Here is an 11,294-nt window from a genome sequence, read left to right on the forward strand (position 1 = left end):
GCAACTCCCAGCGAATTGAAACGCCATTTTGAAAAAGACAGTCAAAACGGTATCAGAGAATTCAATGACTTGGCCGGTGCGCTTCGAAGACTGCCCATGTACCAAAAAATCAACTCAATAAAGATTTCAGTTACTAACTCAAGTTTGCAAGAATCAGCTAATCATCTTATTGCGCTACTTAACGCCAAACCAGAAAAGTAATATTTATGCAAAAAATTCTATTCATTTTCAGGAGAAGAAACATGAAAAAATCAAACTACATTGCTAACAACGATGTCCTTATCGCAGAGATGCCAACTTATGTTCAAGACTATTATTTGGAAAAATCAACCGTCCCCCTATCACCAGCGACACTATACCAGTATTTAAATGAGTTCCACCGCTTCTTTACATGGATAATGGATACCGGTATCACGAATGCTGTGAAAATCAAAGACATTCCACTATCCGATCTTGAAAAATTTAAAAAACAGGATATGGAACTCTATAAAGCCTTTTTACTTAACCGAGGTAAAGAAACAGCAAAAAAGCCTCAAGGAACATTGTCTCACAGAACCGTCAACCGTTCGTTAAACGCCCTTTCTGCGCTTTTCAGGTACCTAACAGAGGAATCTGAAAACGATGATGGAGAGCCCTATTTTTATCGAAACGTCATGAAAAAAATTGCTTTAGTGCCAGATAGTGAAACTTATCAAACGCGAGCAAGAAACATTAAAGACAAATTAATGCTGGGTGATGCTGACGTTAACTATTTAAATTACATTTTAAACGACTATTCTAAACAGATTAAAGGTAAACGACTGCTAAAAATGCATGAGCGTGATCGTGAACGCGACGTTGCAATTAATGCTTTAATGCTAGGTACCGGCATTCGGGTATCCGAGCTAACAAACGCAAACCTTAACGATTTAAATTTAAAAAAAGCAACTGTTTCCGTGCAGCGTAAAGGTGGTAAGCGCGATTCAGTTCCAATTGCAAATTGGGTAATCCCCTATATTAAGCCTTATTTACAAGTTCGAAATCAACGATACCATGCAACAGCCGCTACCCCTTCCCTCTTCTTGACAAAAGGGGCGAATGAGCCAAGACGAATTTCGACCGCAACGGTTGAACTATTAGTAGCAAAATACTCACAGGCATTTAACCATGTTCGAATCACACCACATAAATTACGTCATACCCTGGCATCAAAGCTTTATTTGGAAACCAATAATGAGCATTTGGTTGCAACTCAACTCGGCCAAACTTCTACGAAAGCGACCGGTCTATATACACATATCGTCGACACCAAACAAAAGAAGGCACTGGATGAGTTGCATAAAGACCACTAATTCGTTTGCGAAGTATACCTTTAAAAATCATTGTTCTTTTTGCTGCTGATAACGTTCCCACATTTTTGTTTGGACCTTAGTAAAGGCGATTTCTCGAAAGTCAGACTCAGAAATCCATTTACCCGGAAAATAGCTCAAATCACTGCTATTGTTTAATTCAGCTTCCAATAAAGTAATCTGCCATTTTTGATGAGTGAATGTATGGGTAACAGGACGACCACCGATTTTTTTAACATGTATCTCTAATTGATAAGTTGAAAGAAATTGGGCTTCCAGTGCCCGTAAAACATCATCTTCAGAAGCGTCTTTTTTAGTTTGAATATCATCGCCCTTGATTAACGGAAACATCCAAAAACGACTAAGAATACCACTGTTTGGACGTCTTTCAAATAAATAATCATCTTGAGAATGGATTAAAAGACCAAAGTAATTCACCGGAATCGGCCTCTTTTTCTTGGTCTTAACCGGATAGTTATCCTCTACGCCATCTAAATAAGCTTGGTTAAACAGTTTTACTGGTGAATTTTCCGAGTCATAATTTTTAGCACTCATATAGCTTGCACCTAAATCCATAATAGCCTGATTAAAGTCTCCGGGTCGATTCTTGGGCATTAGCTTCTTAATAATATTTTCAAATAATTTTCGTGTTTGTGGTTTTGCTATATCTTCGTTGATTTCCAGTAATCTTGCAAATACCCGAAGTGCATTCCCATCAACGGCGGGAACCGGTTTATTAAACGCAATGCTTGCAATCGCACCGGCTGTGTATGGCCCGATGCCACTTAGTTCCTGCAGCTCCTTTACTGTGGTTGGCCACTGCCCGTTATAATCATTCACTATCTGTTGAGCAGCTTTCTGCAGGTTGCGAGCCCTTGAATAGTATCCTAATCCTTCCCATACTTTCATGAGAATTGCTTCATCGGCATTTGCCAATGCCTGCACGGTTGGAAACAGCTTCATAAACCGCTCATAATATGGAATTACTGTCTGAACTTGAGTTTGTTGCAACATAATTTCTGAAATCCAAATATGGTATGGGTCATGATCACGACGCCATGGCAAATTCCGTTTGTTATTGTCATACCACTTCAGTAATGTTTCTTGAAAAGCGACTATCTTTTCGGGTGTCCATTCAACCATAATGATTTAATTACTCCTTGATTGGTATGAGGCGAGCTTTATAATTAAGAGGGTTTTATTTTTTACCCTACTTTCTTTAATGTGTCACCATTCTATATATAGCGATATTAACGATAGTATTGACGTTATCGGAATATTAATTTACAATTTTATGGATAGATTAATTATAACTTTGAGGGGGACTTTAGATTTGGGGCTAAAGCGGGTTTTTAAGCGGCGAGAATACAAATATTTACTCAACGCCGAAGAATACATCACTATTCGAAAATTGTTAATGGGACATATGTCCGAGGACCAATATGGACTGACAACTATCTTATCATTATATTTCGATACACCACAATACTATTTCATCAATCAAAGCATGAAAAAAGTACCATACAAATCAAAATTCCGGGTTCGAAGTTATGGGACACCTTTAATGGACGAACCGGTTTTTTTGGAGTTGAAAAAGAAAATTCAAGGCGTGGTATATAAACGCAGACTTCAGATTCCCTACGATGCGCTTGAAAATACACTTCAAACCGGATTAAGCTGTCTTGATCATCAACAATTGGTGTCTAATGAAAACCAGATCAAGCAGGAAATAAAATGGCTGTTTGATCGTTATGATATTAAACCCAAAGTGTTGATTTCCGATGATCGGGTTGCCCTTTCTACAGATGAAGATCCAGACTTTCGAGTGACATTCGACTTTAACATTCGCTTTCGTGACGAGGATCTTTCTCTTCACCATGGTGGTTACGGCACTAAAATTACACCGGACTTTGAAACCATCATGGAAGTTAAAGCCACAGGTGCCTATCCGGTCTGGTTTACTGATATCATTGCCAATCTTCACCTTGTCAAAGGACGGTTTTCAAAGTACGGGTATGTCTATCAGCACTATTTAAGTCAAACGGAGGATAACTATGTTACAGGAACTGTTTAAGGCACATAGTGTTTCCTACACACTACCTTCAATTGTGGGAAGCGTTGTCGCATCAATCATTTTAGGGCTGCTGGTTGCAACAGTCTACATGTATCGCAATACTTATTCAAAAAACTTTGTTATTACATTGGCAACACTGCCCCTTTTAGTTCAATTAATCATTATGCTGGTTAATATGAATGGTAACCTTGGAACAGGCATGGCTGTTTTGGGCGCTTTTAGCTTAATTAGATTTAGATCGGTAGCCGGAAATTCACGTGATATTGCGACCATCTTTTGGGCAATGGGTGTTGGACTCGCAGCTGGTATGGGATATATTTTTTACGCCATTTTCTTCTCGGTTGTCGTAACCATTTACCTATTAATATTAAATTCCTCATCATTTGGCAATCGGGGACACACTGCCGAGCGTGAATTAAAAATTACCATTCCGGAAGATCTGGACTTTCCCGGACTTTTTGATGATTTATTAAAGAAATATGGTTATGATTTTTCGTATGATTCAGTTAAAACAACCACCATGGGTTCAGTCTATGAGCTGTCTTACTACATCAAACTCAAAGACGTCAAGGATGAAAAACATTTAATTGATGAAATCAGAGTTAGAAATGGAAATATGCCGGTTGTTTCAAGTAAATTATCATCACAAACAAATGAATTATAGATTAATAAAAAATAGGTCATTTGTTTAGGAATTCCAACTCAAAAAAAGATCGGGCAACTTTTAATTGCCCGATCTTTTTTTGTTCAAACGGTTAATTTCCAGTATACCCAAAATGGTTGTCCAAGGTTTGAATGCGTTGTGTGACAACTTTTTGAAGTGCCGGTAAACCTTGTGTGTATTGATTAATCTCTAATGGATTAATATCTTGATCATAGGTGTAGTTATCATAACCAACCTTAGACATAAAATCAACGTACTGATTATTAATCGTGTCAGCACTAATCACGTCACTCTTTCGCAGCTGATCATATCGAGCTGTTATTTGAGGGCCAAATAGCTGTGCAACTCGTCTCAATAATGTATTGTGAGATGGGAAAAGTCCGCCCCGAGCAGCATTATAGTACATTGCGTAAGGTTCATTAATGCCAAGCCCAAAGATATAGTTTCCTAACGTCAAATCGTTATCATAAGCGGTCATCCGCCAAGTTTTACCGCCATCGTAAGAAAGGTAAGTGGCATTCTTTGCAATTTGGTCATAAGCCCCCAATATATTCACAAATAAATAGTAGTCAATGATACTATCTATATTTGCATAATGGCTAAGACCTTCTTTAAACGATTGGTCTGAGGAGTTACTGACAAAGGTGATGAAGTCATTCAAATTGTTCTTGGCACTATCACTGATTGTGTCGGAGTTCTCAGAACTAAAATCAGTATCATCCACTTTGGCATTTCCCTTATCGAACATTTCAGCGGGGGCACTGTTAACATTCCCCTGGATAGCAACTTGATCGGGGTTCTTCTTATCCATCCCCCAAAGATCGCCACTTTTATCAGTGGTTAACGTATAGAGGCCGCGTCCCTTACCGTTAACAAAAACCAGCATTGGGAATCCTTCGACAGATCCCAAATTTGGCGTACTCTTGAGCTCTTCCGGAACATTTTGTTCTGAGGAAACCATCGACTTCCAAATACCTGCATTGACTAAATTTCGAGCCATTGTTGGATCAGTTTCGTTTGCCTTTAGTTGATACGTGTTATCCTTTTTGGCATCCGCAAATAATTTAAGCTTCAATTTATCTGTAAGCTGCTGATCCTTGAAAAGCTTAACCTTGTAGCTTTTCTTAGGCAACAGCTGGGTAGAACTTCCCGACCAGTTAACTTCTGCATAACCCTTTTCATCTTTTCCGGTTTTTGGATCACTATAATCAAACGTCATCGTTGAATGATTTGATTTATCGGCAAGAAATTCATTCCCTGACAGCTTCATAATTGGTAATTTCGTAGAATTTTCCGGCACTTTATCTTCTGTTTTTGACTGTAAGCCGGTTAAATCAACCTTACCACCACTTTTACTAATATAACCTGTCACGTCTGAAACTACCGAACCAACGGCGGAAATACCAGTTGAGATAATGCCCATTGGAAATTGTGTATTAAATTGATCGATAATACTGGTTAACCCACGACTGAAATCACCCAATACGTCACTTGAACTTGTGACATTTCCCAGCATATTTAAAACCGTTTGCGGCAGCCCGATCGTAAGTGCACTAATCACATTGGGGCGTCCCTGAACCATTTTATCCAAAGAACCGTTAATAATGTCATTCACTGAATCAAGTAATGATTGAGCAGAGTTATCATTACCGGGATAAATGCTACTTAGATCAACATTCTTGGTAATCGTTTTGCCGTTCAAATTTGGATCATCACTATGGACAGTAACCGTGACTTGATTGCCTTCAACAGACTGTGTCTTAACCGGTAAATTGTCAACGGTTGTATTTTTGGCATAATCTCCGGTCGCTACAATCGTTGATTTTCCAATTCCAGCTGTCGTAGGTGTTACGCCTTGCCCCGGCTCCATGATTGAAGAACTGCCAATGTCTGCTTGTGTTGATACTGGTGTAAACGTTAATACTGCCAACGCCAGTCCTGTAATGCCAGCCCCCATAAATAATCGTTTGTTCAAAGAATACCCCTCCATGTTTATATGATGTAAATGATATGTATAGCTTACCACATTGCATTGTTGAAAATCTCATATCTATTTAGCTATAGGATTTTAAATAAATGTAATAATTAATAGATACTGGAATCAGATTATATCCGAGCAAATGATTCTTTTAATTACTGGAAAAGTATTAAAAAAACAACCTTAAATTAAACATCTTAAAGTTGCTTTCTTACTAAAAAATCAATTATTATCCATTTTTCGGACTAATTTGCTGTCGTACCACCATCTACAATAAATTCACTGCCCGTTGAATAAGAGGATTCATCCGAAGCAAGGTAAAGTACCATATTGGCGATTTCCTGCGGCTGTGCCATTCTTCTTAACGGCGTTTGATTAATAATATTTTCTTTTTGAGCTTGAGGAATACCTTTCAAAATAGGTGTTTCAGTAACCCCGGGATGAACGGAATTTACCCGAATATTAAATTGGGCACCGTAAGTGGCGGCGGACTTTGTCAGCAATCTAACGCCACCCTTACTTGCTGTGTAGGCAGCTGCATTGGGATCGCCTACGAGTCCGGCAAGTGATGACATATTGATAATTGATCCACCATGTGCCTGCATATTTAGAATACCATGTTTAGTTCCAAGAAAGACACCAGTCAGGTTCACATCGATGACTTTTTGCCAATCATCAAGGGACGTATGCGCGATGTCGCTCATGATTGCGATCCCGGCATTATTGACGAGAACATCAATTTTACCGAATTTATCAAGAACCCATGCGAATAATTCACGCCAATTACTTTCACTGGATACATCCAGTTGATAAAAATAGGCATTATCCAATTTGTCAGTGAAAGCTTGGCCGGATTTTTCGTTGACATCGGCCACTACCACTTTGGCGCCTTCTTTAACGAATCTTTCTGTAATCGCACGACCGATTCCCATAGCACCGCCAGTCACCACCGCAATTTTATGATTTAAACGACCTGCCATCATACCAACTTCCTTTCTAAATGAAGTTTACATTGTTATCGCTTTCACATTAAGACAACATCACCGTATTTGCAACGAATTTGGTCTTTTACAAGCAAACAACCACTTTAATACAAATTGTTTGACACCCTCATCAATCTAATCATTCCGATCCCAAGATATTAACGAACATCAACATAACAGCTATGTATCAATGAAGATTTTAAAACACATACAAAAACAGCTATCTCTCATTTAATAAAGATAGCTGCTCTTATAATTGTATTTCGATCAAAATAATCGTATTTGAGTCATTCAAATTCTCAATTAAACCAGATTGGCTTTTGTATGCCGAAATTGTTCCATGGTTATTTTCATCCTACCACCACGAACCCAGCCACAATTACCACCAAAGTGATCGTTATCAAACCAACCCCAGAAATAGCCTTCACCAAAAGAATCATTCCCCGGTGCATCCCAGTAAAGATGCGAACCACGATGAGTCAGCCCTGGAATCACCAGGCAAATCAGAATGGTCAGGAACAACCAGAAAGTTGCGACCGACCAACTGGGACCGTGCTTAATCGTCTTAACGGTGGCGACATGTTTGGTAATAAAAGTTTAGTAGCGATCAAAATAGGCCATTACACTTGTGGCTGATCCTTGTTGAGGTGTAGGATTACCGATCCTCATTCAAATAATCGGTTAAATAGAAACGCGCATTTTTCTGCAAAACAGCTTCGGTAAAACTTCGAAGTGACATGACGGCATTCTCATTTTGGGTCCCAAATATCGGATCATCCGTCACCTCACTTGGCAGTTTCTTTAACGTATAAATCCAGATAGCAGGCTGATGTCTTCGACGCTGCCAACGCTTATTTGCCTGAACAATCTGTTGCCGCTATTCTGTTGACAGTAAATGACGTTGATCATGAATCATGACTTGAGGTACTGATTTTGCGTGAACTGTCACAATTAACCCAAATAATACCCTTAACAAGTGTTGCAATCCCTTTTTACCAATGCCCTTATGCCCAAGAAATTGATGCCTTGATTATGTCACTCCTTATATATCAGACAATACCATTAGTGCGATTTAACTCAAAAAAATCAGTAATCGCGATTAATAAAAAAACCAAACCCACTACTGTTTTTTAGGACTTCTGAACTTAAATACTGGTGTAATAAGAATGACAAGACCGTTACCCGACACATCAATCTTAATCTATGGTACTTGGAATAAAAGATATGTTAGTCATCCCTGTATTCAAATAAGATGGTCTAACATATCTTTTTAGTTGGCACTTTTTGGTCAAGTACGATTTTTATTTAACAACCGTTGTTTCTTTTCTCCAAACGCTGTCGAACTGCAACGTAATCAGCTTAACAAGTACACCATCTAGGAAGATACTGGAAACAATTCGGGTCATTAGTAGCAGTAACAACATAACCAACCCATAGTGATTGTATCCGGAAACAAAGTAGTCCCAAATAAAACTTAAAAATGCCGCCCCGATTGCACCTAAAATACAACTCAACCATGTAAAAGCTTTGTAGTTATTGGGGAAGAAACCAACCTCGTTTCCGGCACCTTGAACAGTGCCATAAGCAAGGGTTAACGCACCCCATTGTCCACCCAGAAACATTTCCACGAGTGCAGCCAGTGTTTCACCAATCGTCGCTGATCCAATTGCGGGTACAAAATAGATACTTAATGGCGCAGCGATAAACCAAAGACCTGCAAAAACATTATCCACAAACGGGCTTAATCCCGTTGACCCTACTAATACTTTACAAACGTTATAAAGTGAATTCACGCCATATTGATAGATAACCCCACAAACAATTCCAATAAGTGTAACGAGAATAATCTGCTGAATGTGCCAATGTCCTGATCGAGTCATAATAAACCACTCCCGTCATTTTTAAATGCCAATTTGTCAAAATCTTCCCAAGTTAATTGCCTGCTTGCAGCATCCCAAAAATACCATTCCAATAAACAACTACGTAAAAATTGCTTTCTGACATAGGCTAATTGTGCTTGATCAGCTTTTTCAGCTTCTCGATCAATTATCGCCAAGAACTGATTCGAAATGCCACCAGGCCCTGCCAAATCTGGATCTTGAACGTCTTGAACCCAAGTATAGAAATTATTACCGCTTTTAATTTTACCAGTAGCTTCAAGATATTTTCCAAGTTCAATGTACATCCAGATTCCCGCTTCAAATGGCGCCAATACATTCAATAACGAACCTTCGCGCACTTGAGACAAAATGTGTTCACGATACAAAAAGGTAACTGGTTGAATCGTTTGGTTGCGTTGGTTAGACCAATCCTGCTTAACGTTTTTGGTTAATGCCTCAAACAAATCGCTAACCGTTCGCAAATGGGCACTTAACTGATCCGCAAAGAGACGTTGATCTTCAATTGTTTTGCTTTTAGTAATTAATTGGGTCTGAACAATTGTTTCAGCGTCCGCATATCGTAAATCCTGTTGAATATAGTAGTTCAAAACATCAGGAGATAGTCGATTGCTGATAACATCCTGGATAAAAGAATTGCGTTTATTTGCTTCCAAATAAGGTTGTGCATCTTTAATTAAAGACTGAGAAAATGACATTTTTAATCCCCCTGAGTGATCTTAGCAGTTGGAACTGGCAAGCCTAAATTGTCACGTAAAGTATGACCGGTATAATCTTTTCTGAATAACCCTCTCTTTTGCAGGATTGGGACGACGTAATGAATAAAATCGGCCAATGATTCTGGATAAGTCGGCGCCATGATATTAAATCCATCGGCTGCACCGCTTTCAAACCAATTTTGCATCATATCCGCTACTTCTTCCGGACTTCCCACAACTGTTGCGTGTCCGCCTCCAGCAGCTAAACGTTGAAAAAGTTGTCTGGCAGTTGGCTTTTCAGTGTCAATAATCCGCTTGATAACCTCATAACGTCCTTTAGGGCCTGAAAATTCCAAAATATCAGGTAATTCGGGGACCGGAGCATCCAAATCCCATCGTTTAACATCCTGGCCTAAAAAATCACCAAGTTGGGCAACTGAATCATCAAGGGGGCAGAAGCTCATCCAATTCGGACTGCCTTCGTCGCGCTTCTTCATGAGTACTCCCAACATAGGGAACCAGCCCTGGCAAGATAGCCGGTATTCCAGATGAGCGTTTAAACTCAGCCGCACGTTTTTTGATATCTTGATAATAAGCTTGTGACTCACGAATATCGCAGGCAACCGAATAAATAGCTTCAGCATATTTTGCACCAAGATTTTTACCTTGGTGTGAAGCGCCTGCTTGAAAAATGACAGGTCTTCCTTGTGGTCCTGAAGGAATGTTAAGCGGGCCTTTAACATCAAAAAAGTCACCATGATGATTAATCTCATGAATCAGGGATGAATCTAACCAACGATCGTGTTCGGCATCATTGATAATTGCACTAGCAGGAAATGAATCCCAAAGCTCGATCATGGTATGAATAAATTCATCGGCACGCAGGTAACGGTCAGCATGATTTGGCAACTTTGACAAGCCATGATTTTGTGCTTCTTCATCAAACATTGACGTAATCACGTTTACGCCCGCTCGACCATGACTGATATGGTCAAGACTACAAATTAATCGGGCCATATTATACGGATCATACAGCGTCGACGAGATAGTTGGCACAAGACCAATATGATGTGTCTTTCGAGCCATTGCAGTGACACAGGTAATTGGTTCCAAAAAATAAGAAACGCCTCCGTAATAACCACCCATAATCGATTGGCCATCTGCAAAAAAGATGGTGTCAAACTTCCCGCCTTCTGCTAACTGTGCAAGCTTCTCAAAATAGTCAATTTGACCAACTTGACTAACAGTAGATCCGGAGCGTCGCCAAGCAGCTCCATGATGACCTGAACTAAATAACAACGCACCTAAATGCATTTGTCTACTCATAATGTTATTTCCCTCCAATTTAGATTTAAACAAGTAAATCAGAAATCCGTTAACGTCTGTCATGATCACCTCGCTATTCATCTTGCTGGGGGGCATTATCGCATTACGAGCATTAAAAAAGTCCACTTTCAAAAAAACGAAAAGGTGACTTTCAGTCGTTTACTCATCAAAAAATGCTGAAAATGGTCTCCCTTCGGCAGTACTAACTGCATCAGGTTCCATGGGTTTGTCTCAGCTTAGTTAAAAGCACCCCAGACCACAAAATGATATTTAATTTTTCGTACATATTCATTTAAAGGGAGATTATAATAAATGTCAAGATTAATTGTGGCCAAGAATACATAA

Annotated in this window: 12 protein-coding genes and 1 riboswitch; of the genes, 4 read left to right on the forward strand and 8 right to left on the reverse strand. The window is 39.3% G+C overall.

The genetic code is table 11. The features are described 5' to 3' along the window. Both HMPREF0519_RS13860 and xerS read left to right on the forward strand, forming a co-directional pair. A partial coding sequence (locus HMPREF0519_RS13860) for a hypothetical protein (RefSeq protein WP_004561526.1) occupies positions 1 to 201 on the forward strand: 201 nt, incomplete at its 5' end. Positions 202 to 242: 41 nt separating this feature from the next. Further along, positions 243 to 1,331 carry a tyrosine recombinase XerS gene (gene xerS, locus HMPREF0519_RS05820; protein WP_035462798.1) on the forward strand — a complete coding sequence of 363 codons (1,089 nt, stop codon included), beginning with the start codon at positions 243 to 245 and terminating at the stop codon, positions 1,329 to 1,331. A gap of 27 nt (positions 1,332 to 1,358) precedes the next feature. On the opposite strand, the gene mutY is transcribed toward xerS, so the two are convergent. Further along, positions 1,359 to 2,471 carry an A/G-specific adenine glycosylase gene (gene mutY / locus HMPREF0519_RS05825; protein WP_004561528.1) on the reverse strand — a complete coding sequence of 371 codons (1,113 nt, stop codon included), beginning with the start codon at positions 2,469 to 2,471 and terminating at the stop codon, positions 1,359 to 1,361. A 190-nt stretch (positions 2,472 to 2,661) separates the two neighbouring features. Between mutY and HMPREF0519_RS05830 the strand changes: the two genes are divergently transcribed. Further along, the gene (locus HMPREF0519_RS05830; protein WP_035462802.1) at positions 2,662 to 3,402 is read left to right on the forward strand and encodes a polyphosphate polymerase domain-containing protein; all 741 of its coding nucleotides are present in this window, start codon (positions 2,662 to 2,664) and stop codon (positions 3,400 to 3,402) included. Then, positions 3,383 to 4,066 carry a DUF4956 domain-containing protein gene (locus HMPREF0519_RS05835; RefSeq protein ID WP_003554063.1) on the forward strand — a complete coding sequence of 228 codons (684 nt, stop codon included), beginning with the start codon at positions 3,383 to 3,385 and terminating at the stop codon, positions 4,064 to 4,066. The genes HMPREF0519_RS05830 and HMPREF0519_RS05835 overlap by 20 nt, the downstream gene beginning before the upstream one ends. Positions 4,067 to 4,157: 91 nt before the next feature. Here HMPREF0519_RS05835 and HMPREF0519_RS05840 read toward each other — a convergent pair whose 3' ends face one another. The 7 genes from HMPREF0519_RS05840 to HMPREF0519_RS14335 form a co-directional block, all read right to left on the reverse strand. Next, complete coding sequence (locus HMPREF0519_RS05840; protein WP_225428930.1) at positions 4,158 to 6,041, reverse strand: CotH kinase family protein; 1,884 nt, start codon at positions 6,039 to 6,041, stop codon at positions 4,158 to 4,160. 248 nt (positions 6,042 to 6,289) lie between these two features. Further along, the gene (locus HMPREF0519_RS05845) at positions 6,290 to 7,027 is read right to left on the reverse strand and encodes a glucose 1-dehydrogenase (RefSeq protein ID WP_004561530.1); all 738 of its coding nucleotides are present in this window, start codon (positions 7,025 to 7,027) and stop codon (positions 6,290 to 6,292) included. 303 nt (positions 7,028 to 7,330) lie between these two features. After that, the gene (locus tag HMPREF0519_RS14045; RefSeq protein ID WP_035462805.1) at positions 7,331 to 7,549 is read right to left on the reverse strand and encodes a hypothetical protein; all 219 of its coding nucleotides are present in this window, start codon (positions 7,547 to 7,549) and stop codon (positions 7,331 to 7,333) included. A gap of 779 nt (positions 7,550 to 8,328) precedes the next feature. Beyond that, on the reverse strand, positions 8,329 to 8,907 hold the full coding sequence (locus tag HMPREF0519_RS05855; RefSeq protein ID WP_004561532.1) for an ECF transporter S component: 579 nt from the start codon (positions 8,905 to 8,907) through the stop codon (positions 8,329 to 8,331). Next, positions 8,904 to 9,623 carry a TenA family protein gene (locus HMPREF0519_RS05860; RefSeq protein WP_004561533.1) on the reverse strand — a complete coding sequence of 240 codons (720 nt, stop codon included), beginning with the start codon at positions 9,621 to 9,623 and terminating at the stop codon, positions 8,904 to 8,906. The genes HMPREF0519_RS05855 and HMPREF0519_RS05860 overlap by 4 nt, the downstream gene beginning before the upstream one ends. Before the next feature lie 2 nt (positions 9,624 to 9,625). After that, positions 9,626 to 10,120 (reverse strand): LLM class oxidoreductase, encoded by a 495-nt coding sequence (locus tag HMPREF0519_RS14330; protein ID WP_004561534.1) that lies wholly within the window; start codon positions 10,118 to 10,120, stop codon positions 9,626 to 9,628. Then, a complete protein-coding gene (locus HMPREF0519_RS14335) occupies positions 10,068 to 10,949 on the reverse strand; it encodes an NtaA/DmoA family FMN-dependent monooxygenase (RefSeq protein WP_225428931.1) in 882 nt (293 codons plus the stop codon). The genes HMPREF0519_RS14330 and HMPREF0519_RS14335 overlap by 53 nt, the downstream gene beginning before the upstream one ends. 171 nt (positions 10,950 to 11,120) lie before the next feature. Further along, a riboswitch (TPP riboswitch) is annotated at positions 11,121 to 11,213 on the reverse strand. Positions 11,214 to 11,294: the final 81 nt, after the last annotated feature.

The sequence above is a fragment of the Lentilactobacillus hilgardii DSM 20176 = ATCC 8290 genome (genome assembly GCF_000159315.1).
Classification (GTDB): Bacteria; Bacillota; Bacilli; order Lactobacillales; family Lactobacillaceae; genus Lentilactobacillus; species Lentilactobacillus hilgardii.

Excerpts from the sequence above, each read along its gene's own strand:
- xerS (WP_035462798.1), top strand. The coding sequence starts at position 243 with ATGAAAAAATCAAACTACATTGCTAACAACGATGTCCTTATCGCAGAG.
- mutY (WP_004561528.1), bottom strand. The coding sequence starts at position 2,471 with ATGGTTGAATGGACACCCGAAAAGATAGTCGCTTTTCAAGAAACATTA.
- HMPREF0519_RS05835 (WP_003554063.1), top strand. The coding sequence starts at position 3,383 with ATGTTACAGGAACTGTTTAAGGCACATAGTGTTTCCTACACACTACCT.
- HMPREF0519_RS05845 (WP_004561530.1), bottom strand. The coding sequence starts at position 7,027 with ATGATGGCAGGTCGTTTAAATCATAAAATTGCGGTGGTGACTGGCGGT.
- HMPREF0519_RS05855 (WP_004561532.1), bottom strand. The coding sequence starts at position 8,907 with ATGACTCGATCAGGACATTGGCACATTCAGCAGATTATTCTCGTTACA.
- HMPREF0519_RS05860 (WP_004561533.1), bottom strand. The coding sequence starts at position 9,623 with ATGTCATTTTCTCAGTCTTTAATTAAAGATGCACAACCTTATTTGGAA.
- HMPREF0519_RS14330 (WP_004561534.1), bottom strand. The coding sequence starts at position 10,120 with ATGAAGAAGCGCGACGAAGGCAGTCCGAATTGGATGAGCTTCTGCCCC.
- HMPREF0519_RS14335 (WP_225428931.1), bottom strand. The coding sequence starts at position 10,949 with ATGAGTAGACAAATGCATTTAGGTGCGTTGTTATTTAGTTCAGGTCAT.